The sequence below is a fragment of the Pseudomonas sp. NPDC088322 genome, from assembly GCF_044740745.1.
In the GTDB taxonomy this organism is placed as follows: Bacteria; Pseudomonadota; Gammaproteobacteria; order Pseudomonadales; family Pseudomonadaceae; genus Aquipseudomonas; species Aquipseudomonas shirazensis.
Window position 1 is genome coordinate 18,938 of sequence record NZ_JBIURK010000002.1, and the last position, 25,274, is coordinate 44,211.

Sequence of the window (25,274 nt, forward strand, 5' to 3'; positions counted from 1 at the left end):
ATAGGCGCTTTTGACCGTTGTTAGCTGATTAGGCAAAACAGCATATTTCAGTTGTCGTGTTTTTGACGAAAACAGTGCCCCCCGATTGAGTTTTATTATGGTGTCGGATCATTGACGTAATATCATTGTGCCCATAAGCTCATTTCAACACCCCATGCGATCTGCACCCAACTCATCTGTTCTTCCTCTTTCTGGAGGGGATTATGCGTTCGACCCTGTTTATCAAATCGATTTTCCTGCTGGTGCTGTTAAGCGGTGCTGCTCGTGCCGCTGATTCATATGTAAGCCAGAACAGCGTCATCCCGCTGACGACAGCGGCATGGTTGTTTGCGTTTGCAGTTGTGGGTTTTGTCGCCGTCGCCAATAGAAGAAAAATCTGATCGGCTTCAAGCGTTTGGCTGGTTTTCAATTGTGTGGGTGGGCGCCAGGTCTGATCGATCAAGATAGAGCAGCAGGGTTGGCTAGGAGCGGCTTGTCAATTCTCAAAGCCTAGCTATATTCCAGATGCCAGTGGCGCTAACGCCGGGTGATTGACAGGGCATTGCGGCAACGGCCGTAAAGCAGCGCAGAGCCGCTGCAGCGGTGGCAATGCAGCTTTGCAGTAGAGCGAGAGGTTGTGCGTAGTTCTCATTCAGTGCTCTTTTGACGGCCGCCTGGCCGGAGGGACCCCCATGGTGCGTTTGTTAGGTTCACTGGTCTGCGTACTTGCGGTCTGGTCCGGTACGGTCAGTGCCGATGAAAAGAGTTCGCCTTATCTGCTGAGTCCGGGCGACAAGGTCACTGTTTCGGTGTGGGGCGATAACAGCCTGCGCCAGGAAACCAAAGTGCTGCCCGACGGCAGCATCACTTTCCCGCTGGCAGGCCGAGTTGATGTCGCTGGGTTGGATGTCACCACGGCGGCAAGCCGTGTCGCCCGCCAACTCGAAAAGTACATGCCAGACCCCAACGTCAGCGTCGTGGTAACTGAGGTCAACGGCAACCTGGTCTATGTGCAAGGCAAGGTGATGAAGCCCGGCCCGGTACAGATGTCTGGGCCGACAGCGGTGCTGCAGGCCTTGAGCATGTCCGGCGGCCTGGACAAGTTCGCCGATGAAAGCGCGATCAAGGTGATCCGCCGTGTCGGCAATACCGAGCGGGTCTTGCCGGTGCGTTACAAGGATTTGGTTTCGGGGCGTGATCTGTCCACCAATATCCAACTTCAGGCTGGCGATACGCTGGTCGTCCCTTGAGCGGGCTGGTTAGCGCAAAATCGACCGTGCCGCTGCTTCGCGCAACAGGTGTTGTAACGGCAATCTGCATGTTGCCGTACTCGGCCTCGGTCCACGCTGCCGTCTGGCAGTCTTCGGCAACATTGCCCAGCACTGTCGAATACGACAGCAACCCGCTATTGCTCAGCTCCCAGGAGCAAAGCGTGGTGCGCACCATCATTGCGCCCAATTACAGCCTGGTTGGCAAATACGATCGCGATGAGCTGCGCTTCGGCCTGGGCCTGACGGTGCTGCGCTCATCCGACAAGTCGGTGGTCGATGACCGCGAAGACCCTAATCTGAGTATTGGCTGGCAGCGTGAGACCGAAACCGGTGGTTTTGGCTTGCATGGCCTGCACAGCGAAAGCTCGACACTTTCCGGCACAGTGCTTGAAACCGGTGTGGTCACCACTGACGGCACCCAGAAGCTGTATTCGCTGATCGGCAACTGGAACCGCGCGCTGACCGAGCGGACCACCCTGGAAAACGAAACCACCTACAACCGGGCCCGCTACGACATCAACACGCTTACCGGCTACGACGAACTGGCCAGCGAACTGACCCTGACCTACGCCTGGAGTGCGCAGACCCAGTTCTTCACCGGCATCACCGCCAGGCGCTACGAGCCTGACGATGACACCACCGCCAGCGCTTCCAACAGCTACGCGCCGGTGGTCGGGGTCAAGTACCAGTTCTCCGAGCGGCTCGAGGGCACCCTGCGCGTAGGCGTCAACCAGGTCTCTGGTGATGGCGGCGGGCGCCGCGGGGAAGGCGGTGCATCGCTGCGCTACAACGGCGAACGGCATGACGCCACGTTGACTGCCGAACGCAGCACGGTGGCCAGTGCCGAGGGCGGCTTTGCCGAAGTCGACGCCGTGCGCGGAAGCTGGAGTTATGCAGTCGATGAGCTGACCCGGGTCGGCGTCGACGCGGCCTGGCAAGACAGCAAGGGCCAGACCCCGAATACCTTGCAGACCTACGGCGTGTGGGCCAGCCGGGAGCTTTCGCAGTTCTGGGACGTGCGCTTGTCCTTGATGCACCGCGAGCGCAAGCAGAACGACCTGGGTGACGCCGTTGGCACCATTGTCGGCCTGACTCTCACTTACCGAATCCCCGACCTCTGACGTTCAGCCTGGTGGCCACTATGAAGTCTGAATACGAGCTTTCCCTCAAGGATTACATCGCCATCATCAAGGACCGTGCGCTGCTGCTCGGGGTGACCATCGTGGTCATTCTGGCCATCAGCGTGGCGATCGCGCTGAGCGTGCCACCGTTGTATCAGTCCACCGGCACCATTCTGGTCGAGTCGCAGCAGATCTCGCCCGAACTGGTCTCGGCCAACAACAGCAGCTTCGCCGATGAGCGCATCGAGGTGATTCGCCAGCGAGTGATGACCCGCGACAATCTGCTGCGGATCATCGACAAGTACCAATTGTTTGCCGACAAGGGCCGCCAGTTCAGCGAGTCGGACAAGATCGATCAGATGCGCAACACGATCGTGGTCAACACCCTCAGCACCTTCGTCAAAGGCCGCGGTGAAACCACTGTAGCCTTCAACGTCTCTTTCGAGCACAAGCGTCCCGAGGTGGCTCAGGAAGTCGCCAACGAGCTGGTCACGCTGTTCCTCAATGAAAACGTCAAGCAGCGCACCGAGCGCGCCACTGAAACCACCGAATTCCTTACCCAGGAGGCAAACAAGCTGGGCGCTGAACTGGCCACCCTGGAAAATCAGCTGGCTGACTTCAAACAGGCGCACGCCAACACCTTGCCTGAGAACCAGGCGTTGCGTATGAGCATGTTGTCCCGCGCCGAGCTTGAATTCCGCGAGATCGATCGTGACTACAAGGCAGCTCAGGAAGAGCTGCGCTACCTTGAAGTCGAGCTGTCTGCCGCCAACGCCGGTGTCACCAGCAAAGCCGATGGCAGCCGCGGCGGTGCAGCTGACTTGCCGCAGGATCTGCCCAGCCTCAAGGCTGAATACGCTCGCCTGCTGACCACGTACACCGAAGCCCACCCCGATGTGATTGCCGTCAAACGTAAGATCGATGCGCTGCAGGCGGCAGGTGGCGGTCCTAAAGCGTCTTCGGGCGTCAGCCTCGAGGTTGCCCGCGCCCGTACCAAAATCGGCGCCGCGCAGCAGCGCATCGCCTCGCTGGTTGAGCAAAAGCGTCAGCTCTCGGCCAAGATCGAAGGCTACGAGGCTGAGATTCTCGAGGCGCCGCAGGTCGAACGCGGCCTGGTCACGTTGATGCGCGACCACGACAACGCCCGCAAGAAGTACGAGGAAATCCGCGCCAAGGAAATGGGCGCAAAAATCACCGAAAGCCTGGAGCAGGAAAACAAGGCCGAGCGCTTCGTTCTGCTCGAGCCGCCGCTGTTGCCGGAAAAACCAGTCAAGCCCAATCGCAAGAAGATCGTCGCCCTCGGCGCGGTACTGGCACCGGCTGGCGGCGCGGCACTGGTGATGCTGATGGAAATGCTCAACCAGCGCGTGCGCGGTGTTGGCGCACTGGAAAGTGTGGTCGGCAAGCGGGTATTGGTTGCGGTGCCGTTCATCGCCACCCAGGCTGAACTGGCCAAACGCAGGCGCTGGCGAGTACTGGCGGTGCTTGCTGCACTGGCACTGGTGGCTATCATGTTACTCATGGTCCACCTGTTCTACATGCCATTGGACCTTCTGCTTTATAAAGCTATGGCTCGGTTTGAATAGGGAAAGCAGCGATGGACAGACGTACGCCGGCTACTGGAAGCAACCTTCATCCTGTAACAGCGAGTGCCGCGCAACCAGCACCGGTGCTGCAGCAGCCCGAGGCTTTGGGCCAGTTCGATTACGTCAACACCACAGTGGTGCCGCTGCGCGCGGAGCACCTGGAGCGGCATCGAATCGTCGCCTACAACAAGAACTCGAACATGAGTTGGGCCTTCGACCTGTTGCGCACGCAAGTGCTGCAAACCATGGAAGAGAACGGCTGGCGGACCTTGGCGATCACTTCGCCAACGCCTGAGGCCGGCAAGACCGTCCTGGCCATCAACCTGGCCATGAGCATCGCCCACCACACCACCAAGACTGCGCTGCTGGTTGATTTCGACCTGCGCCGGCCGCGGGTCGGCAGCAGCCTGGGCTTGCCGATGGGCAAGGCGCTCAACGAATACCTGAACAATCAGGCTGGGCTGGAGGAGGTGCTGGTCAACCCGACCCTGCCGCGCTTTGTCGTGCTGCCGACCCGTGAGCCGGTGCCATTGTCCACCGAGGTGCTGTCCTCGCCCAAGGTGAACAACCTGATCCATGACCTGCGCGAGCGTTACGAGTCACGCATCTGCATCTTCGACCTGCCGCCGTTGCTCAGCTCCGACGATGCAATCACCGTGCTGCCCAAGTTCGACTGCGTGCTGCTGGTGGTCGCCAACGGCAACAACAGCAAAAAGGAAATCGAAGACTGCCTGTACCACCTGGCCACCGCCAACCTTATTGGTGCCGTGCTGAACAAGGCCGAAGCGCAGACCCGCTCTTACTACTGAGTAGTGTTCAACCCTGACCAACCCTTGGTGTTTAGCGCCAGGGGTATTGCTGCTCCCAGTTCCAGGCATGGCCAAGGATGTCATCAAGCAGTGGGTACTGGGTGTGCCAGCCGAGGATCTGTCGTGCTTTACTCGCGTCGGCCACCAGGCTCGGCGGGTCGCCGGCGCGGCGTCCTGCCTCGATGACATTGATTGACCGCCCCGTGACACCGCGAGCGGCAGCTATCACCTGCTCCACGGAAAAGCCCTCGCCATTGCCCAGGTTGAACGCCGTACTGGCGCCACCGGCCTGCAGGTAGTCGATCGCCAAGGCGTGCGCCGAGGCGAGGTCGTTGACATGGATATAGTCGCGGATGCAGGTGCCATCCGAGGTACTGTAGTCGCGGCCAAACACGGTCACTGCCGGGCGCCGACCTGAGGCCGCCTGCAGGATCAATGGGATCAGATGAGTTTCCGGCTCATGACACTCGCCCAGCATGCCATCGGGGTCAGCCCCAGCCGCATTGAAGTAGCGCAGGCACACCGAGCGCAGCCCGTAGGCGCGATCGAAGTCTTCGAGCATCTGCTCGACCATCCATTTGCTGCGTCCATAGGGGTTGATCGGCGCCTTTGGATGGGCCTCGTCGATCGGCACATACTGGGGATCGCCGTACACTGCGGCGGTCGACGAGAACACCAGCTGCCTGACGTCTGCCTGCATCATCGCCTGGAGCAGGCAGAGCGTCGCGGCGACGTTGTTCTGATAATACTTGCCGGGGTCACTGACCGATTCGCCCACCTGGATGAACGAGGCGAAGTGAAACACCGCATCGAAGCGATGAGAGGTAAACAGCGCATCCAGTGCTAGCCGGTCGGCGATGTCCAGATTGACCCAGACGACCCCACTGTGGGCCGGCATGACGTCGGCGACCACAACTTGATGCCCCGCCAGCAGCAAGTGCTTGACCATATGTGAACCGATGTAGCCTGCGCCGCCGACAACCAGAAACTTCATCCAATTCTCCTGGAATCTGTAGTTGTTCCGTCCACTCCTGGGTGGGTCAAACAGGTGCATCTAAGGCGGGTCGAGCAAACGCGGACTAAAGCTGACTTCTGAGAGGGTAGGTGGCAAAAATGGCTATTTCAAGAACAGCCAATTACTCATGTGCTGGCCATCGAAAGTGATCACATAGCGCCCGTCCTCGTAGCTGACGGGTAACTGCTGCTGTTTGCCGGTATACAGCTTCAAACCAGGCCCAGCCTTGATGCTGACGCGACCTTGCAGCGGCTCGACGTGAAACGGCGTCATGTCATCCGGGCGCGGCACCGCGCGGGTGCCCAGCGAGATCAGCAGCTCGCGTGACTGGCTGAACGGTTTGCCATCCAGGCTTTGCACGGCCACGCTCGCGTATGGCGTTTGCAGGTCGAGACCCAGTTGCGCAAGGCTCATCGAACGCCCGCCCAACCAGCCGGTCGCCGCTTGGGTCAGCGGGGTGTCGATGGTATACACGCCTTGCTGCCAGTTGCGTTTGAGCTCGCCAGTGTCAGAGCTGGACTCGCTGGCATCGGCTGCCAGCAACGATTGGTCCGGGTCCTGCAGCACCTGCGCGCCCGCAGCGATGGGGCTGGGCCGCAGCCAGGGCAGCTCGGGGGAGGCCGGTAGGGCGATCTGCAACTGGCCTTTTTCCATTGCGCTGCGCAGCAGGACCGAGTTGGCCGGGGTGATCAGGCGGTTGAACAGGGTGGCGGGTGAGGGCGCAAAGACGTAGCGGGTCTGCGCGGGCTGCACATCACCGCGCCGGTAGAGCAGGGCGGCGGCGGGCATGGTCGCCATCAGGCCAGGGTCGTTGTAGGCGTTCCAGTTGTCGGCGCGGATCCACTGGGCAATGAAAGCCTGCTGGCTGTAGGCGTACTGCATCATCGCGTCCCAGCCCTGATGGCTGGCGGTGCCGGCAATGTACAACGGCAGCGAGTGACGATCGGGGCTGGGGAACGGCTGGGCGTTCCACTCGGTCACGCTCATCGGCAGGCCGGCAACCTGCGCCGCAGCCAGCCAGTTAACAAGGTTGTCGCTGGTCAGCGGGTTTTTTTCCAGCTGGCCGCTGGCACCGTAGCTGTGGGCATCGATCATATCGCCAGAGGTCAGCGCCGGTAGCGTACTCAGGCCATTGCCGCCCCAACTGCTGGTGGTGACGATTGGCACTTTCACGCCGAGCCCGCGCAGGTGCTCGATCAGGCTGACGTTGAACTGGTGCTCGAGGTCGTTGAGAAACAGCTTCGACGGGCCAGGTTCCCAGGCACGCCAGGTGCGGTCTGCCGGCAAGTCGTGGCGCTGGGCAAAGGCTTTGGCCAGCTCCATGTAGCGCTGACTGTGGCGCGGTACGCCCTTGTCCGGCAGCAGCGCGTTGCCATAGTGCTGGACGATGTCGTTTTCATTGGTCAGCAACAGCGCAGCAATCGCCGGATCATCCTTGTAGGCCATGCCGGTGTAGGCGTTGACATGGGTGACGTACTGCTCGGCAAAGCGCTTCATCGCTTGCTGGATCGAGGCGTTGACGTAGGCATAGCCTTTGAGGTCGATGTAGTTCTTGCCCTTGGCCAGCTCGGCGAAATCGCTGATCTGGTCGTTGATGGTCAGTACCCGTTCGACGTGCATGTCCAGCCAGATGTAGATGCCTTCGTCCTTCAGGCACTTGATCCACCAGTCGAGCTTGCGCAGCGATTCGGCATTGAGCTGTTGGGTATCGCGCAGTTTGCTGACATCGCCAAAGATATTCGGGCTGACCCAGGGCGAATCGTGATGGTGCAGGCGGATCAGGTTGAAGCCCAACGCTGACAGGCGCTTGGCCTGTTGCTTGATCTCGTCGTCGGGGGTGTTGTACAGCGCATAGGCAGACAGATTGGTCCCCCAGAAGCGCACAGGGGTGTTGTCGGCAAAGGCCAACTGCTCGCCGTCCGCCTTGACGAAGCCGCGCTTGCCGGCCGGTTTCTCACCGGCATTGAGAAATGACAGATCGACCGGAGCGGTGCGCCAGTCGAGCTGGTCATCCGGCCAACTGTTCGGGTCGGCCAGGCCAAAACGTTCTTCCGTGGTCTGGCCAATGTCGATATCGCCGCTGACCGTGAGCGTCGCCTTGATCTGCTGGCGACCGGGTACAATCGGGTCCTCATAGAAAAACGCACGTATTTCACTGGGGTCGCCGCGTTCCATGAACACTCTGGCCAAGGCGGGCTGGAAGCGCATCTCGATGCGTCGGCCATGGGCATCGTTGCCCCACGACCAGCCACTGTTGCCCGGCAGCAACACCGGCTTGCCCATCTCGCCGGCAATCAGCGCCGGGTCGAAGTTGAACACGATGCCGCCGCCCATGATGTCGGTTTTCCTGCTGTGGGCGTCAAGGGTGATGTCCCAGCTCAGGGTCTGTGCCTGCGGCTTGGCGATGCTCGCGGTCAGATCAAAGTCGAGGTCCTTGCTCTTGCCCATCAGGCTGTAGGCATAGGGCGCATTGACCTTGAGCGCGGTGTAGAAGCCTGTCCAGCTCCAGTCCGCGCCCCAGAAGTCGAAGCGTGACGCCATGACCGGGCCGCCGCCACGGGTCAGGCTCGGCAGGCCATTGCTTTGGTCGACGCTGACTGACCACTCTGCCGTCCACGCCGGCAGCGGCAGCAGCACCAGAGCGAGCAGGGCCGAGGCCCGCATGAGGGGGCGCATACGCAGTGAGGTCATTGTCATTACCTGGATTGAAGGCTGGCGAATGCGCTACCGGCTTCGGCCTGGCGGGCACGGCGCACCATCTGTATGTAAGCCACGCTTACCCCGGCAATCGACCAGTACACGACAGGGATCACGGTAATACTGCTGACGGTGAAGATGATCACCAAAATGCCCAGCAACGTCGCCAACAGGGCGCGGCCGAGCAGGCGACCTTCTTCGTTGCGGTCGGGGAAGGCGCGCAGCGCCTTGCGCAGGCCGAACAGGATGCTGACGAAGAAGCCGACAAACAACGTCAGCCCGACCAGCCCGACCCGCAGGGCCAGGTTGATATAGGTATTGACGATGTCGATGATGCCTTCGCCCTGGATCATCGACTGCATTTCCGGGGTATTGCGGAAGTCGAACGAGCCAAACAGCGGATTGCGCTGGATCACGACCCATGAATTGTCCAGCAGGCGCTCGCGGTAGGTGATGTTCTCTTTTTCCAGGTTGCCAATGAACGGCAGCAGGTCGAGCACCTTTTCCCCGCCAGGCATCACGCTCAGCAGCGGCAGCGCCAGCACGCTGGCCATGGCCAGCAGGCTCAGGCGCTTGACCGCGTTGCGCCCGGTGGCGATGAATACGCCGACAATGACCACCGCACCGATCCACGGCCCGCGTGACAGCGGCACGATCAGCCCGGCCGCCAGCAGCAATGCGCCGAGCAGGCACTGCAAACGGCTGCGTACATAGCTACTGAGGAACAGGAACAGGCCTATCGCCACGCTGATCACGTAGCCCAGCGCAATCGCCTGGCCGGTGGTAGCACTGGCCCGCAGCGAGCCGCCGCGGCTGAGGTAGCCGGACATGCCCCACTGGGTGCCCATGGCATCGGTCAGCGCGTTGTATAGCAGCCAGTGGCGGGAAAACTCGGCCACGGCAATCAACGACAGCAGAAACGCCGCCAGCACGAACGCCAGCAGCGCATCCTTGAAGTCGCTGATCTGCTTCAGGCCGCGGCTGGCAACGTAGTAGGGCAGAAACACATCCGTGTACAAATAGAAGCTCTGGCGCAAGGTATCGGTCAGGGTGGTTTCGCGCAGGTACAGCAGGCCCATCAGAATCAGGCTGGCCGCCAGCAGCTTGTCCGGCAGGGTGCGGCCGAAGGCCAGGGTGTCGCCTTGCCTGCTCAGGGCAAGTGCGGTGGGCAGCAGCAGGCACAGCGACAGCAGGCGGATGTGGTTCATCTCGAACAGGTAATTGACCACGCCGAAGCCGGGTATTTCCACCGACGCCGGCGGGATCAGGAACAGCAGGATGAAAAACAGTGCCAGCACATTGTGTTCACGGCGCCGCACCACATACAGGATCACTGCGGTGGCGGCGGCATATAGCCAGAAGCTGTAGGAAAAAAACGCCAGTAGGGTCAGGCCAAACCAGAGGTTGCGGCGGCGCTTGAAGTCCGCCGGCGGAATGATATCCAGTGCCGGTTTGCGCGCCATCACAAACACCACGCTGGCCACGAACAAAATAACGATCAGTGCACGAAAATGTTCTGGCATTGGCTAGGGCACCTATCCCTGGATTATTGAGACTCGCATCATGGCTAATTGAAACTATAGTGACTTCTAGCCATTCAGTCAGAGATTGAAGTCATGCCGTCGATTGAAGCGTCCGCTGCCGTGAGCCTGCGCTCCAGGGCAATCTGGGCCGGAGCCTGGAACCTGGTGTCACTGCTGGCTTCACAGGGCATGCGGCTGGGCGGCAACCTGATCATGGCGCGGCTGCTGTTGCCGGAAATGTTCGGTGTTATGGTCATTGCCGGCACGGTTTCGATGCTCCTGCATTTGCTGTCCGACGTCGGTCTGCGGCAAAACATCATCCAGAGCACGCGCGGCGACGATCCGCTGTTTCTCAATACCGCCTGGACCGTGCAGATCGTGCGCGGTTTCGTGCTGTTTGGTCTGACCCTGCTGTTGGCACTGGCCGCCTGGTATGCCCAGCGGGCTGACCTGTGGCCTGCCGAGTCGGCCTACGCTGCCCCCGAGCTGCCGATGGTGCTGGCTGCCACTGGCCTGTCGGCGATCATCTGGGGCTTTCAGTCGACCAAGATAGATGTGGCGGTGCGAACTTTCCAACAGAAGCGCGTGGTTTTGATCGAACTGGCGTCGCAGTTCATCGGATTGCTGGCGATGTTGCTGATTGGTTACTTCACCCGTTCGATCTGGTCGTTGGTGCTGGCCGGGTTGATTTCGGCGCTGGCAGGCACCTTGCTTGGCCACCTGGCGATGCATGGCCATGGCAACCGCCTGCAGTGGGACCGCGACGCACTGCAGGAGCTGATCGTGTTCGGCCGCTGGATCCTGTTGTCGTCGATGGTCGGTGTGCTGGCGATGTACGGCGACCGCATGTGGTTCGGCGCGAGCATGACGGTGGCGCAACTGGGGGTGTACTCGATTGCAGTGTTGATTCTGGGCGCGATCCAGACCGGGCTGTTGCGCCTGGGCGGCTCGGTGGCCTTGCCCGCGTTCAGCGAGGCAGTCCGGGAAGGCGACATGGAGCGGCTCAAGCGCCTGTATTACCGGTTCAAGCTGCTGGTCGACCTGGCCATGCTGTTTACCTGCGGCGTACTGCTGACTGCCAGCCCGTTGCTGATCGGCTGGATGTATGACGAGCGCTATGCCGAAGCCGGCCCGATGCTGGCGATTCTGTCGTTGTCGTTCTTCACCCTGCGTTACACCATGTCGCATCAGCTCTGGGTGGCCCTCGGCCTGACCAAGTATCAGGCCATGGACAACATCATCCGGCTGGTTTCGCTGTGGGCCTTGTTACCGCTGTTGCTGGCCCTGGGCGGCGTCGAATACGCGATCTGGGGGGTCGCGCTGCACACCTTGCCGACTTTGATCCTGGTGGTCTGCGTCAACTGCAAGCTGGGCATGTTCAGCCTCAAGCGCGAGCTGGTGGTGCTGCCCATGCTGGCGGTCGGGGCGTTGTTCGGCGTTGCGGTCACGCATTTTTTCGCCTGGCTCTGACGCTTGTCGGGCCAGCTACTAAGATGTCAATAATCCACGGGCACAGGTCTTGGAATTATGGGGAAGCTTGAATTTTGCAGTCGGCTGTCCGGTCGTAGAGGCTTTCTTCGGGGTTTTGTGGTGTTGGGGATCGGCGGGGCGATGTTTGGCGTGAGTGCCAGCGCGGTGGCAAAGCCTGCCGAGAAAAAGGCCGGGTTCGTGGTGATAAACGGCTGGGTATTGCCTGCTGACTATTTTCGGGACGGGCCGGCATGATCAAGGACTATCAGGCAGACAAAACGCTGCGCGATGATTACGACGTGTGCATCGTCGGTGCCGGCCCAGCCGGCATCACCCTGGCCCTGCGCCTGGCCGCCGGCGGTTGGCGGGTGGTGCTGCTCGAAGCGGGCGGTCATGAATACACCCCGCAGTCGCAGGCATTCTACAAATGCACCTCGACCGGCCTTGAGCTGTACGCTGAAGAAACCCGTCTGCGCTATCTGGGCGGCACCTCAAACCATTGGGCAGGGCGCTGCCGCCCCTTCACCGCATCGGACTTCTCTGTGGCACCACCCGGCGAAATGCCCGGCTGGCCAATCGCCTATGCGGAAATCGAGCAGTACCTTGCTGCTGCCATGGACATCGTCGATCTGCCCGCAGGCGCCGAATTTCACACCATGAATGCCGGGCTGAAGGGCGGCGAGTTCGAAGCAGACCGGTTTCTGCTCAGCCCGCCCACGCGCTTTGCGCAAAAATACGCAGCAGCGCTCAACGACACCCCTGGCCTGGACGTGTTCATCAACTGCAACTGCGTCGATATCGAATTCGCTCAGGATACTGGCCGCGTCGGGGCTGTACTGGTGTCCGACTACAACGGCCAGCGCGCGCGGTTGCAGGCCAGGCACTTCATCCTCGCCACTGGCGCGATCGAGAACGCCCGGCAGTTGCTCAACAGCGAGTCGCTGCGCGCCGCTGGCGTGGTCAGCAAGGACGGCCCGGTCGGACGCTGCTTCATGGAGCACCTGAATGTCGATATGGGCACCTTTATCCTCAAGGACGGCGAGGATACTGAGTCGCGCCAGTACTACACCACCGACGCCTTCGTTGCCGAGTACCAGGCAGGCAAGGGCAATGTTTCCACGGCGGTGCTGGCCGATGTACAGACCTACGGCAGAACTGCCGAGGTGAAGCACTTTCTGGAAAACCTCGCCTGTGAAATGGGCGTGGCCAGCAAGGTCGAGTTCATCGCCAAGTTCAGTTGTCCTGGCGACGGCATCATCGGCACCATGATCGAGCAGTTTCCCAACCGGCAAAGCCGTATTTCCTTGCTCGACGAGAAGGATGAGCTGGGCGTGGCCAAGGTCAATGTCAATTGGGTGGTGAGTGCAGACGACCGGCATACCATCAAGTGCATCGGCGCCGAGATGGCCAAGCAGTTCGCCGAAATGGGCCTGGGCTTCGTCAAGCTCAACGATTTTGTCTACGAGAGCAGCGTGCCACTGAAGATGGCCCCGCATGCGCATCACATGGGCACCACGCGCATGGCCGCTTCGCCTGAATTTGGCGTGGTGGATGCTGACTGCAAGGTGTTCGCGACCGACAATCTGTATGTCGCCGGCAGCAGTATTTTTGCCAAGGGCGGCGCCTCCAACCCGACCATGCCGCTGATCCAGTTTGCCCTGCGCCTGGCCGATCACCTCAACGCCAGGCTCCGGGCAGCAAGCGGTGCGGTTGTTTGAACGAGTAGTTGCTTCACTGCGGTTGATAACGGGTTGGGTGCGCAAACGGTCGCAAGGACAAAACGAGACCGCAGACGCCTCAGCAACAGTCCAGGGATTGCTTTATTGGCGAGGCAAGCAGCATGTATGGATGGATACGCAACACAATCACGTCGTTTGTGTACTCGACCGGGCGCGGTGGCGCAGCCTATAAAAAAATCTGCAACCCCAATGCCCGTGACTGGGGCGCGTACATGGCGCGCTGGGGCAAGTTTTATTCGGTCGGTACCAATATCCACATCAACCCAGGCTGCAACATCACCGACCCGGCGCTGTTGCGCCTGGGCAGCAATGTCGGCCTGTCCGACTGCACCCTGATCGGCCACGATGCCGTGGTGGCATTGATCGAGGTGTGCTATGGCAAACAGCTCGATTCGGTGGGCTTCATCGATATCAAGGACAACTGCTTTGTCGGTCACGGTGCCATCGTCATGCCGCGGGTGACCATCGGCCCCGACTCGGTAGTGGCGGCAGGCTCGGTGGTGACCAAAGACGTGCCACCCGGCACGGTGGTGGGTGGTAACCCGGCCAGGTTCATCTGCACCACTGCCGAGATGATCCAGCGCGTCGAGGAACGCTGTAATGCCTACCCCTGGATCGACCTGATCAAGAAGCGCGAGGGCGCCTACGACCCGGCACTGGAACCGATGCTGGCCGAGGTCAGGCGCCAGTACTTCTTTGGAGACAACAACAATGGCTAGCAAGCCGGTCGACGTCATGGTCGTCAACTTCAACACCGGCGCCTTGTTGCAGCCGATGTTCGATGCCCTGCGCCGCGCCGACAGCGAAACCCTGGCCAGCTATCTGGTGGTGGACAACGCCTCGGTCGACAACTCGCTGGAACGCCTGGCCGAGGTCTGTCCCGAGGCGCTGCTGGTCAGCAATCGCGACAACGTGGGTTTTGGCCGCGCCAACAATCAATTGCTCGAGCACCTGCAGGGCCGCTATGCGTTGCTGCTCAATACCGACGCCTTCGTCGCCAGCGACACCCTTGAAAAAACCATCGCCTACATGGACCAGCACCCGGACTGCGGCGTGCTCGGCGTGCGCCTGGAAGGACGCGAGGGCGACCTGCAGCCGTGCTGCCGCTACTTTCCCACGCCCTTGAACGTGTTCATTGCGCGTACCGGCCTCAAACGCCTGTTCCCGGGCGTGAAGATGGTCGATGAAATGAACTGGGACCATGATTCGGTCCGCGAATGTGACTGGCTGCCGGGCTGTTACTACCTGGTACGGCGGGAAGTGCTTGATCAGGTCGGCTTGTTCGATCCGCGTTACTTCCTCTATTACGAGGAAGTCGACCACTGCAAGCGGGTCAAGCAGGCTGGCTGGAAGGTGGTGTTCTATCCGCACACGACGGTGGTGCACATCGGCGGCGAGAGCTCCAAGTCAGTGGCCAAGCTCGAGGCTGCCAGCCGGCAGATCTCGGCTTATCAGATCGAAAGCGAACTGCTCTATTTTCGCAAGCACCACGGCGTCTTGGGGCTGATCCTGCATATGCTGCTGGTGTGCGTGGGCGATCTGGTCCTGGCCCTCAAGGCCTTGCTCAAAGGCCGCGGCTGGCCAGCGATCAAGGCGTGCTGGCAGCACAACGTGGCAACCTGGAAGCTGCTGCTTGCCACGCGCCTGGCCAGCCAACCGACACGCTAGGAGAGCCCATGTTCGACAATATTCGCGCTGACTTGCAGGCCTACGGCGGCGACTGGGGCGCCCAGGGCTTCTGGGTGATGCTGGTCTACCGTTTTGGCCGCTGGCGTTACGGCGTGCGCCCGGCGCTGCTACGCAAGTTGTTTTCGCTGATTTACAAAGTGCTGTTCAAGTTTGTCCAGATCATTACCGGCATCGAGCTGCCTTGCGAAGTCGTGGTCGGGCGCAATTTCGTCATCGATCACTTCGGCGGCATCGTCATCAGTGGCTATGCTCGATTTGGTGACGACTGCCGAATTCGCAACGGCGTGGTGGTTGGCCTGAAGAACGTCAGCGAGCCGATTGCGCCGATCATCGGTAACAACGTCGATATCGGTGCGGGTGCAAAAGTGCTGGGCAACATCCGCATTGGCAACAACGTGGTGATCGGTTGCAACGCTGTGGTGTTGATCGATGTGCCGGATGACGCCCTGGCGGTCGGAGTGCCAGCAACCGTCAAACTGAAAAAACCTGCATTGTTGGCGCAGGATTGATGACAGCAGAGTGAGCAGGTGCGCGCGGTTGCGCTCCGGTTTGGCGAGTGAGGCTCATGGTGACAGGTATCGGCGTAGTGGTGATTGGTCGGAACGAGGGCTTGCGACTGGAGCGTTGCCTGGCCTCGCTTGCAGGGTCAGCGGAGCAGGTGGTGTATGTCGATTCAGGCTCCAGCGACGGTTCGCTGCAACGCGCTGCTGATCATGGTGTGGCAGTGCTGGCGCTGGATCTATCCATACCGTTCACCGCGGCGCGAGCGCGCAACGAAGGTTTCGCCTGCTTGCAGCGGCTGATGCCCGGGATGCGCTACGTGCAGTTCGTTGACGGGGACTGTGAAGTGGCCCGTGGCTGGTTGCCCGCCGCGCAGGCTTTTCTCGATGCCCAGGGCGATGTCGCGGTGGTCTGCGGCCGGCGCCGTGAGCGCTTCCCTGAGCACTCGGTGTACAACCTGCTGTGTGACCTTGAGTGGGACACGCCGATCGGCCAGGCCAAGGCCTGCGGCGGCGATGCGTTGATGCGCGTCGAGGCATTTTTGTCGGTGTCGGGCTTTCGCCCGGAGCTGATTGCCGGCGAAGAGCCGGAGCTGTGCGTACGCCTGCGCAAGCGGGGCTGGAAGATATGGCGGCTGGACGCGGAAATGACCTTGCATGACGCGGCCATGACCCGTTTCAGCCAGTGGTGGCAGCGCACCTTGCGCGGCGGCTATGCCTTTGCCGAGGGCGCCTGGTTGCATGGCGCGGCGCCCGAGCGGCACTGGCGGCGCGAGTCTCGCCGAGCCTGGCTGTGGGGCCTGCTGATTCCGCTGTTGATCATCCTGCTCAGCCTGGTGCTTGGGCCAGTGTGGTTGCTGCTGCTGTTGATCTATCCACTACAAGCGCTGCGGCTGGCCCGTCGCGGCGCTCGCTCACCGCGCGAGAACTGGCTGCAGGCGGTGTTTCTGGTGCTGGCGAAATTCCCCGAGATGCTCGGCCAGGTCAAGTTTTTGCTGAACAGGTTTGCCGCCGGCAAGTCGGGTTTGATCGAGTACAAGTGAGATGCCGATGATGGTTAGATCGTTAGCGAAAAGCGTGCTCGTGTTGCAACCGGGCTACTCGCTGCGGGCACTGAACAACAAATTCAAGCTGGTACTGGCGATGGCCAGGCAGTGGCCTGAGCTGAGCGCCTTCATGCAGCGCACCTCGTCGGTGCTTGGCAAGCAGCGCATGGCCCGTCTCGGAGTGGACTGCATCGGTGTGGTGCAATGGCCCTACATCAGCAAGTCCTGGAAGGCGCCGCTGCGCTTGAGTGTGCTGGCCTCGCACTATGAGGTGGTCAGCCGCTACCTGCCCACCTTGTTGTTGCTGGGGCGCGACGAGTCGCTGCAACTGTGCGACCTGTCGGCCTATTCGCCGGGCTGCAGCTTGGTGCTGGACCGGCCGATCTGGTTCAAACGCGAAGGCGAACTGGTGCTCAACCTGTTCCAGGGGGATCTACGGGTCGCGTCGCTGGCATTCACTCTGTGCCATATGGACGGCCAGTTGAACCTGGTAATCGGCGCGGTGCAGGGCATCCACAAAGGCATCGACAGCGAACGCTCGCTGGCAATCTATCGCGACCTGACCAAGGACTTCGAAGGCATGCGCCCCAGAAGCTTCCTGATCGAAGCGCTCAAGAGCCTGGCACGCACCATTGGCGTGACGCGGATCTATGCCGTGGCCGACGCCTACCGGCATCACCGGCATGCCTATTTCGGGGCAGACAAAGGTGAAGACCTGGCCGCCAACTACGACGTCATCTGGCTCGAGCATGGCGCGGTAGCCTCCGCGCATCAGGACTTCTACAGCCTGCCTGTGGCCGCGGCGCGACGCTCGGCCGACGACATCGCTGCGAAGAAACGGGCCATGTATCGCCGCCGCCACGCGCTGCTGGATCAGGTCTTTGCCAGCATCGAGGCGGCCATTCCCGGCGGGGTTGGCCAGCGTCAGTTGCACAGCCACCGGCAGCGGCTTGGCTCTGCACTGAGGCTGCCTGAAGATGAGCCGGCGATCGGTTCTCGAACCTTCAGCACCAAGGTCGCCAAGTTGATCCGCCTGCTGACCACCGAGCCGCGCGCAGATCAGCGCTTGCGAGCTTACCTGCGCAAGGCGGGTGTCTACCCGACCTTGCGCAAGATCGTTCGCGAGCTGCTCAAGCAAGGGCCGCGGCTGCTCTGGAAGAGCCCGGCGGCGACCCGCACCAAAGTGCCGCTGGCCGCGCCGGCGGTGGCTGCCAGCGAGCTGTTCCCACGGGATGTTCTGCTGCTTAGCGAATTCAGCGCCGACCAGCAGCCGAAAAGCCGCCCGGCGCAGTTGCAACGCATGTTTCAAGACCTGGGTTATCACTGTGTTTCGCTTGACTGGCGCGATGCTGGCGCCTGTCAGATTGCTTTGCAAACCTGCTCGGTGGTGATCTTCCACCAGCTACCGGCCGCAGCCGAACTGGCCCCGCTGTTTGCCGAGGCCAAGCGGCTCCAGGCCAACTGTTGGTGGGACAGCGACGAGCTGATCTTCGACCCGGTGGCTTATGGCCAACGCGACGATGTTGTCGGGCATAGCGAAGACACCATCAACCGCCTGCTGGCCGCCGTAAACCAGCATCGCCAGGCCCTGTTGGCCTGTGACCAGGCGCTGGCGGCAAGCCCGCCGCTGGCCACGGCCATGCGCGAGGCAGGGGCGAGCCAGGTGTGTCTGGTAGAGACCGCAGAGCAGCTGGGGCAAGTGTTTGCCGCGCCGCCCAGCAAGAGTGTGCGCCGTCTGCTCTCGGCCAATATCTTTTTTGCGCCACGCAGCTTTGGTGGCGCCACGGTCATCGCCGAACAGATGTCGCGGCTGACTGGCGCTACCGGCCGTTGGCAGCAGTTCGTGTTCACGGCCATCCCCGATACCGACGTGCCACGCTATAGCCTGTATCGCTATGAGGCGCAGGGCGCGGCAGTGCTGGGTATGGGCTTGTCGGAACAGATATCCGACCGGGACATGTTCGAGAACCATTCCACCGTGCCGATCTTCGAGGCCGTACTCAAAAGCGTCGCCCCGGACCTGGTGCACCTGCATTCGATCCAGGGCCTCGGCGCGCAGCTGGCCGATTGCTGCGCACGCGCCGGCATCCCATTTGTGGTGACCTTGCATGACGCCTGGTGGATCTGCGGGCGCCAGTTCATGATCAACGATCAAGGCCGTTACTGCGGGCAGACCAGCATTGACCTGGCGGTGTGCGCCACTTGCGTCGACGACGCGGCGCTCAACCAACATCGGCAAAAGCTCCTGGCGGACACGCTCAAGCAAGCCAACCTGTTGCTTGCACCGAGCCGCTTCTGCAAGGACCTGTACGCTGCCAACGGCTTCGATCCGGAGCACATCCAGGTCAACCGCAACGGCATCATGGCGCCGGCGGCCGGCTACCAGAAGCAGCCGGGGCAGACCATTCGCTTTGGCTTTGTCGGCGGTGATTCGACGGTCAAGGGCATCGACGTGATCATCCGCGCCTTCAGCGGCCTGGACCGGTCCGACTACGAGTTGAAGGTGGTCGACAACCTGCTGAACATGGGCTTTCGCTCGTTCAACCGGCACAGCATCAAGATCCCCGGCACGGTGAGCATCATCCCTGGTTACACTCAGGCCACCATGGATGCGTTCTTCTCGGGCATCGATGTGCTGCTGTTCCCCACTCAATGCAAAGAAACCTTCGGCCTGGCAGTACGCGAGGCGCTGGTTCGCGACGTCTGGGTGATCAGTACTCACTCCGGCGGCACGGTCGAGGACATCATCGAGGGGGTCAACGGCACGATCATTCCCTTGAGCGGCGATGAGACCTACCTGCGCCAGGCAATCGTGGCGATTCTCGATGATCAGCCACGCTTCGATCGGCACCGCAATCCATTCAAGGACAACATCATTGTCTTCAGCGACCAGGCTAGCGAGTTGCTGGGCTTCTATGACGAGGTGCTCAGCGAGGCCGATGCGGCTGCCCGCGAGCCCTCGGCGTTAGGTAGCTGCCAGTAGCAGGCGCGGTTCATTTAATTATTCAGGGATTGATCGATTGCCTATGCGCATAGCTTATTTCATCAATCAGTACCCGAAGGTCAGCCACAGCTTCATTCGCCGCGAAATCCTCGCGCTGGAGCTCCAGGGCATTGAAGTACAGCGGATCGCCCTGCGTGGTTGGGACGGCGAGTTGCAGGACAACGACGATATCGCTGAACGGAGCAAGACCCGCTACGTCCTTGAGGACGGCGTCAAAGGGCTGCTCAAGCCATTGCTTGAAGTTCTGCGCGCTCAGCCGCGGCGGTTTTTCAGTGCGCTGTGGCTGGCCCTGGGCATGGGCCGACGGGCTGACCGCAGCTGGCCTTATCACCTGATCTACCTGGCCGAGGCGTGCCGCGTGGTGCAGTGGTTGCAGGCTTTCGGCGCCGAGCATGTGCACGCTCACTTCGGCACCAATTCGACCGAGGTGGTGATGCTCGCAAATGCCTTGGGCGGGCCGCACTACAGCTTCACCGTGCACGGCCCGGAGGAATTCGACAAACCGCAGTTTCTGCATATCGGTGAGAAGGTCCGCCGTGCGGCATTTGTCGCCGCCGTCAGCTCTTACGGCCGCAGCCAGCTGTATCGCTGGGTGGCGCACGCCCATTGGGACAAGGTCAAGGTCGTGCACTGCGGGCTGGAAGCGGCCTTCCATGCAGGCCCGCCGGTGCCGGTTCCGGCAGTGCCGCGGCTGGTGTGTGTCGGCCGCTTGTGCGAGCAGAAGGGCCAGTTGCTATTGCTTGAGGCGGCGCAAAAGTTGGCCGCGCAAGGCACGACGTTCGAGTTGGTGCTGGCCGGCGATGGCGAGATGCGCGCAGAGCTCGAGACCCTGATTGCCCGCCATGGGCTGCAGGGGCAGGTGCGTATTACTGGCTGGATCAGCAGCGGCCAGGTTCGCGAGGAGCTACTCGCCGCTCGCGCCCTGGTCTTGCCCAGCTTTGCCGAAGGCCTGCCAGTGGTGATCATGGAAGCCATGGCCTTGCGCCGCCCGGTGCTGACCACCTATGTGGCGGGCATCCCTGAACTGGTGCGTCCTGGCGAGAATGGCTGGCTGTTCCCAGCAGGGGCAGTACAGGAGCTGGCAGCGGCGATGGCCGACTGCCTTGGGCAACCGGACGAGGTGCTGCAACGTATGGGCGATGCGGCCCATCAGCGGGTGCTGGAGCGCCACGACATCGATACCGAAGCGGCCAAATTGGCCAGCTATTTCAGGGCGGGCGCATGATCACACTGACAAGTTGGTTGCTGGCGCTGTTGGCGCTGTTGATTCTGCTGCCGGTCCTGGTGCTGTTTGCCCAGGTCGTGCTGGCGTGCCTGCCGGCGCGGCCGGTGCCTTTGGCTGCCGGCCCCAGGCCGCGGGTGGCAGTGCTGGTGCCGGCGCACAATGAGTCAGGGGGTATCAGCGCCACCTTGGCCAGCATCCGTCAGCAATTGCTCGACAGTGATCGCCTGCTGGTAGTCGCCGACAATTGTACTGACAGCACCGCAGCACTCGCCCGCGCGGCCGGCGCCGAGGTGGTCGAGCGCGAGCATCAGCACCTGCGGGGGAAGGGCTATGCCCTGGACTACGGCGTGCGTCAGCTGGCCGCGGCGCCGCCGGAGGTGGTGATCATCATCGACGCCGACTGCCTGTTGAGTGCTGGCTCGATTGAAACTCTGGCGCGTTGCAGCCTCGCCACCGGCCGCCCGGTGCAGGCCCTTGACCTGATGTGCGCGCCTGCCGGGGCCGGGCTCAAGGTGCAAGTCGCCGAGTTCGCCTGGCGAGTAAAGAATCTGGTGCGGCCACGCGGCTGGGCCCGGATCGGGCTGCCATGCCAGTTGATGGGCACCGGCATGGCCTTCGCCTGGGCTGATCTGGCGAAGGTCAATCTGGCCACCGGTCACCTGGTCGAAGACCTGAAGCTGGGCCTGGATTTTTGCCGTGACGGCAAGCCGCCGTTGTTTTGCCCGCAGGCCCAGGTCACCAGCCTGTTCCCCACCAGCGACGACGGCCTCAGCAACCAGCGCACCCGCTGGGAACACGGCCATCTAGGCGTGTTGCTGGCAGAAGGGCCGAAGCTGCTGGGCGCCGCTTTGCTGCAACGCAACGGGCCGTTGTTGGCCATGGCGCTGGACCTGCTGGTGCCACCATTGGCCTTGTTGGTATTGGCCCTGATGGCCATCTTCGTCGTCAGTTGGCTGGCCTTCGCACTGCTCGGCGTGGCGTTTGCCGCAGCCATCGGCAGCCTTGCGCTGGTGCTGATGGGCGCAGCAGTGGTGCTGGCCTGGGCGCGCTTCTCACGCGAGCTGATACCGTTCTCGGTGTTGCTCTATGCGCCATTCTACGCAGCGAAAAAAATCCCCCTGTACGTGGGTTTTTTGCTCAAGCGTCAGGTGGAATGGGTGCGTTCGAAGCGGGATGACAGTCAATGAATGAGCGGCCATGGCAACAACGCTGGGACGCTATCCTCGGCAAGCTGCTGGTGGTTGTCGATGGGGCTGCCGAGCAACAGCTGATTGCGACCCTTGCGGCGCCCGACCAGGCAACGGTGCTGGGCTTCGTCAATGCTCATGCGCTGAATCTGGTGGCTGCCAGCGAGGGCTATTGTGCGTCGCTGAGCGCGGCTGACCTGCTGCTGCGCGATGGCGCCGGCATGGGCCTGCTGTATCGCCAATTGGCACTCGAGCCAGGCCTGAACATGAACGGGACCGACCTGATTCCCAAACTGATCGCGGCGTACCGGGGCAAACGGGTTGCGCTGTGGGGCACCGAGGAGCCATTCGTGAGCCAGACCGGTGCTCGCTGTCAGGCGCAGTTTGCAATCGAGCTGGTCTCGGTCGAGCACGGGTTTGCCAACGCTGAACATTACCTTGAGCTCGCCAGGCAGTATCAGCCGCAGTTGATTGTGCTGGGCATGGGCATGCCCAAACAGGAGGCTATCGCCGCGCAACTGGCTACGGTCACTGGACCATGTCTGATCATCTGCGGCGGCGCCATCCTGGATTTTCTCGGAGGCAAAGTCACCCGCGCGCCGCACTGGGTGCGCCGCTTGAAAGGGGAGTGGGCCTACCGCTTGCTGCGTGAGCCCAGGCGTCTGTTCAAGCGGTACGTGATCGGCAATCCGCTGTTCATGCTGCGTGCGTGGCGCTACCGAAAAGCTGCCGCGAGCGCGCTGCGCAGCGCGCCGAAGCGCATCTGAAACGACCTGCTGAGGGTGGTGCCGGATACTGCGAATCTGCCAAAAACCGTCGCCACGATGAATCGCCCCGTCGCCTCTCCGTGGTACTGCTACAGTGATATCAAATGCCCCATAACCCCCCCGGAACTACGCCGAATTCAATCGTCGGCGTGCGTGCAGCATTGGCTTGGCAGTGTGTTCAGTCAGTTGGTTTTAATACCAAAGTTGTAGGCAGTGATGTATCGCTGCGCTCACATCTGATGAGGTCTGATGATGGTTTTCGAGCCCCGAAGCAGTCGTTCCTTGCTCCAGCGCAGAAGTGGCGTGAGTAACGCCATTCAGGCTGGGCTTGACGGTATCGCGGTGACTGGCATCGCCTGGTACCTGATCGTTGATCAGTTCGGCTACATCACTTCCGACTACGTGATCATGCTGCTGTTGCTGATCGGTGCGCTGGCAGTGATCTATGACCACTACGGTATCTACCGCAGCAACGTCGGCCTGTCGATCAAGGCGTTTCGCTTGTTCAAGGCGTGGTCGGCGACGTTCTGTTTCTTGATGGTGATGGCGTTTCTGACCAAGCAGAGCGAAACCTACTCACGCTTGCTGGTGGGCAAACTGTTCGTCAGCGGCTATTTCCTGCAGCTGTTCCTGCACTACACAGTGCGCGAAGTGCAGAAGCGCTTCATGGCCAATGCGCTGCGTACCGACAATGCGCTGATCATCGGCACGGGCGATCTTGCCAACTTTCTTTACCTGAAGATCAGCAACAACCCCTGGTTTGGCGAGCGTGTGGTGGGCTGCGTGTGGATCGACAAGCCCGACGAGCAAAGCCGCGTCGCCGGTGACGGCAAACCGCCCGTGTTGGGGCACATCTCCGAGCTCGATGGGCTGGTAGCCAAGCATGCGATCCGCACGGTGTATCTGGTGACGCCGCTGGGCGGCTCGGAGGTCATCAACGACGTCTATCTGAAGCTGCTCGACAAGTGCATTGCGGTCAACTGGGTGCCCGATATCTTCTCGCTGCGGCTGATCAACCACAGCGTGCGGGAAATCGCCGGGATCCCGGTGCTGACTCTGTCGGAAACCCCGCTGACCGGCATGAGCCTGTTCCTCAAGAACCTGGAAGACCGCGTGCTGGCCGCGTTGATCTTGCTCTGTGCTTCGCCGGTGCTGCTGCTGATCGCCCTGGCGATCAAGATCGACAGCCCGGGGCCGGTGTTCTTCCGCCAGGAACGCATGGGCTGGACCGGCGAATCGTTCCGCATCTGGAAATTTCGCAGCATGCACATTCACCCGCTGGAAAACGGCGTGGTCAAGCAGGCGCAGAAAAACGACCCGCGGATTACCAAGGTCGGCGCCTTTATCCGGCGTACCAGCCTGGATGAGTTGCCACAGCTGTTCAATGTGCTGACTGGTGAAATGTCGCTGGTTGGCCCACGGCCGCATGCGCTGCATCACGACACGCTGTATTCGCAAGACATCGTCGATTACTTCGCCCGCCACAACATCAAGCCGGGGATGACCGGGCTGGCCCAGGTCCGTGGCTTCAGGGGCGAAACCAAGGACATCGGCCAGATGATCCAGCGGGTCGACTCGGACATCGAGTACATCAACAACTGGTCGTTGTGGCTGGACTTCGTGATTCTGGTGCGCACGCTCAATGCGTTCACCGGCAAACAGGCGTACTGAGCCGGCTCACACATCCAATGCCAGCGGGTGGAGCGCGCGAAACGCCTGCGCTTCTTCCACCAGCCAGTCATGCACGGCACGCGCGCCCGGCTGGTTCAAGCCGCCGGGCGGGTAATGCAGCACGTAGCGCTTGTGGTTGGCCAGCGCTACGCCGAACGGCACGATCAGCGCGCCGCGCTCGAGCTCATCATTGAGCAAGGTGCGCCGCGCTATCGCCACGCCAACCCCGGCAATGGCGGCTTCGATGGTCAGGTGATTGCGGTTGAAGGTGTGCCCGCGGCGCACATTCAACTCACCGGCACCAATGCCCTGCAGATAGAACTCCCACTCAGCGTACTCCGAGCTGCCGCGCCAGGCGGTCATGTCGTGCAGCAATGGGTAATGCACCAGGTCAGCCGGCCCGTGCAGCGGCGGCCGGCCACGGAGCAGGGCAGGTGAGCACACCGGGAATATCTGCTCGTCGAGCAGCGGCGTCGACAGCATGCCCGGATAGCTGCCGTCATTGAGGTCGATTGCCAGGTCGAAATCATCCGGGTGCAGGGCCTGGTTGCTGTCTTCGGCCACCAGCCGCAGCTCAAGGTCCGGGTAGCGCTGTTGAAAGCGCGGCAGGCGCGGGGTCAGCCACTTGGCCAGAAATGACGGGATAGAGCGCAGGCGCAAGGTGCCACGAATATCGCCGGCGTCCAGCCGCAGCAACTCCGCTTCGATGCTGCCGTAGGCTTCGGCGACCGTCAGCGCCAGGCGCTGGCCTTCGGCGCAAAGCTCGACACCACGGGCCTTGCGCAGGAACAAACGGTAGCCCAGATGCTCTTCGAGCTGGCGCATCTGTTGGCTGACCGCGCCGGGCGTGATGTGTAGTTCCTCGGCGCAGCGGGTGAACGACAAGTGCCGCGCCGCACAGGAAAACACATGCAGCCAGACATAGAACTGGCCAGTAATTTGCCTTCTCATCGTTTAGTCCTGCTAAAGGCTAGC

The 25,274-nt window shown here is 61.5% G+C and carries 20 protein-coding genes and 1 pseudogene; 17 read left to right on the top strand and 4 right to left on the bottom strand.

Annotated elements, in window-relative coordinates; all coding sequences use genetic code 11:
- Positions 1 to 203 precede the first annotated feature (203 nt).
- The 5 genes from eppA (at position 204) to ACIOAU_RS04325 (ending at position 4,766) form a co-directional block, all read left to right on the top strand.
- Complete coding sequence (gene eppA / locus ACIOAU_RS04305; protein ID WP_178080767.1) at positions 204 to 380, top strand: EPS-associated small membrane protein EppA; 177 nt, start codon at positions 204 to 206, stop codon at positions 378 to 380.
- A 291-nt stretch (positions 381 to 671) separates the two neighbouring features.
- Complete coding sequence (locus ACIOAU_RS04310) at positions 672 to 1,229, top strand: polysaccharide biosynthesis/export family protein (RefSeq protein WP_101319602.1); 558 nt, start codon at positions 672 to 674, stop codon at positions 1,227 to 1,229.
- Positions 1,230 to 1,255: 26 nt separating this feature from the next.
- Positions 1,256 to 2,371 (top strand): hypothetical protein, encoded by a 1,116-nt coding sequence (locus ACIOAU_RS04315; protein WP_401180214.1) that lies wholly within the window; start codon positions 1,256 to 1,258, stop codon positions 2,369 to 2,371.
- A gap of 20 nt (positions 2,372 to 2,391) precedes the next feature.
- On the top strand, positions 2,392 to 3,957 hold the full coding sequence (locus ACIOAU_RS04320; protein ID WP_220633653.1) for a Wzz/FepE/Etk N-terminal domain-containing protein: 1,566 nt from the start codon (positions 2,392 to 2,394) through the stop codon (positions 3,955 to 3,957).
- A gap of 11 nt (positions 3,958 to 3,968) precedes the next feature.
- Complete coding sequence (locus tag ACIOAU_RS04325) at positions 3,969 to 4,766, top strand: CpsD/CapB family tyrosine-protein kinase (protein WP_101319595.1); 798 nt, start codon at positions 3,969 to 3,971, stop codon at positions 4,764 to 4,766.
- 31 nt (positions 4,767 to 4,797) lie between these two features.
- Here ACIOAU_RS04325 and galE read toward each other — a convergent pair whose 3' ends face one another.
- The 3 genes from galE to ACIOAU_RS04340 all read right to left on the bottom strand — a co-directional run bounded on the left by galE (position 4,798) and on the right by ACIOAU_RS04340 (position 10,001).
- Positions 4,798 to 5,760, bottom strand: coding sequence for a UDP-glucose 4-epimerase GalE (galE, locus tag ACIOAU_RS04330; RefSeq protein WP_401180218.1), 963 nt, complete (start codon positions 5,758 to 5,760; stop codon positions 4,798 to 4,800).
- Positions 5,761 to 5,883: 123 nt separating this feature from the next.
- The gene (locus tag ACIOAU_RS04335; protein WP_401180221.1) at positions 5,884 to 8,472 is read right to left on the bottom strand and encodes a cellulase family glycosylhydrolase; all 2,589 of its coding nucleotides are present in this window, start codon (positions 8,470 to 8,472) and stop codon (positions 5,884 to 5,886) included.
- 5 nt (positions 8,473 to 8,477) lie between these two features.
- Positions 8,478 to 10,001, bottom strand: a complete 1,524-nt coding sequence (locus tag ACIOAU_RS04340; RefSeq protein WP_401180224.1) for an O-antigen ligase family protein — start codon at positions 9,999 to 10,001, stop codon at positions 8,478 to 8,480.
- A 93-nt stretch (positions 10,002 to 10,094) separates the two neighbouring features.
- Between ACIOAU_RS04340 and ACIOAU_RS04345 the strand changes: the two genes are divergently transcribed.
- From ACIOAU_RS04345 to ACIOAU_RS04400, 12 genes and pseudogenes are all read left to right on the top strand, one after another.
- On the top strand, positions 10,095 to 11,471 hold the full coding sequence (locus ACIOAU_RS04345) for an oligosaccharide flippase family protein (RefSeq protein WP_101319586.1): 1,377 nt from the start codon (positions 10,095 to 10,097) through the stop codon (positions 11,469 to 11,471).
- Between the two features lie 251 nt (positions 11,472 to 11,722).
- The gene (locus tag ACIOAU_RS04350; protein WP_150571685.1) at positions 11,723 to 13,189 is read left to right on the top strand and encodes an FAD-dependent oxidoreductase; all 1,467 of its coding nucleotides are present in this window, start codon (positions 11,723 to 11,725) and stop codon (positions 13,187 to 13,189) included.
- Positions 13,190 to 13,311: 122 nt separating this feature from the next.
- Positions 13,312 to 13,929: an acyltransferase gene (locus ACIOAU_RS04355; RefSeq protein WP_101319580.1), complete on the top strand. Its 618-nt coding sequence runs from the start codon at positions 13,312 to 13,314 to the stop codon at positions 13,927 to 13,929.
- Positions 13,922 to 14,878 (top strand): glycosyltransferase family 2 protein, encoded by a 957-nt coding sequence (locus ACIOAU_RS04360; protein WP_188035972.1) that lies wholly within the window; start codon positions 13,922 to 13,924, stop codon positions 14,876 to 14,878. Before ACIOAU_RS04355 ends, ACIOAU_RS04360 begins: the two co-directional genes overlap by 8 nt.
- An 8-nt stretch (positions 14,879 to 14,886) precedes the next feature.
- Positions 14,887 to 15,408, top strand: coding sequence for a serine O-acetyltransferase (locus ACIOAU_RS04365; protein ID WP_150571683.1), 522 nt, complete (start codon positions 14,887 to 14,889; stop codon positions 15,406 to 15,408).
- Positions 15,409 to 15,464: 56 nt separating this feature from the next.
- The gene (locus ACIOAU_RS04370) at positions 15,465 to 16,442 is read left to right on the top strand and encodes a glycosyltransferase (protein WP_101319574.1); all 978 of its coding nucleotides are present in this window, start codon (positions 15,465 to 15,467) and stop codon (positions 16,440 to 16,442) included.
- A gap of 7 nt (positions 16,443 to 16,449) precedes the next feature.
- Positions 16,450 to 17,352 (top strand): annotated as a pseudogene (locus ACIOAU_RS04375) (DUF535 family protein); the annotation flags it as partial.
- 732 nt (positions 17,353 to 18,084) lie between these two features.
- Entirely contained in the window at positions 18,085 to 19,428 is a 1,344-nt protein-coding gene (locus ACIOAU_RS04380) for a glycosyltransferase family 4 protein (protein WP_401181077.1), read from the top strand.
- Between the two features lie 43 nt (positions 19,429 to 19,471).
- Positions 19,472 to 20,674 carry a glycosyltransferase family 4 protein gene (locus ACIOAU_RS04385; protein ID WP_401180230.1) on the top strand — a complete coding sequence of 401 codons (1,203 nt, stop codon included), beginning with the start codon at positions 19,472 to 19,474 and terminating at the stop codon, positions 20,672 to 20,674.
- A complete protein-coding gene (locus tag ACIOAU_RS04390) occupies positions 20,671 to 21,861 on the top strand; it encodes a glycosyltransferase family 2 protein (protein WP_401180233.1) in 1,191 nt (396 codons plus the stop codon). The genes ACIOAU_RS04385 and ACIOAU_RS04390 overlap by 4 nt, the downstream gene beginning before the upstream one ends.
- Entirely contained in the window at positions 21,858 to 22,628 is a 771-nt protein-coding gene (locus ACIOAU_RS04395) for a WecB/TagA/CpsF family glycosyltransferase (RefSeq protein WP_401180236.1), read from the top strand. The genes ACIOAU_RS04390 and ACIOAU_RS04395 overlap by 4 nt, the downstream gene beginning before the upstream one ends.
- Positions 22,629 to 22,880: 252 nt before the next feature.
- The gene (locus ACIOAU_RS04400) at positions 22,881 to 24,299 is read left to right on the top strand and encodes an undecaprenyl-phosphate glucose phosphotransferase (RefSeq protein WP_103438780.1); all 1,419 of its coding nucleotides are present in this window, start codon (positions 22,881 to 22,883) and stop codon (positions 24,297 to 24,299) included.
- 6 nt (positions 24,300 to 24,305) lie between these two features.
- Here the strand turns inward: ACIOAU_RS04400 and ACIOAU_RS04405 are convergent, their stop codons facing one another.
- A complete protein-coding gene (locus tag ACIOAU_RS04405; RefSeq protein WP_101319567.1) occupies positions 24,306 to 25,250 on the bottom strand; it encodes a LysR substrate-binding domain-containing protein in 945 nt (314 codons plus the stop codon).
- Positions 25,251 to 25,274 lie beyond the last annotated feature (24 nt).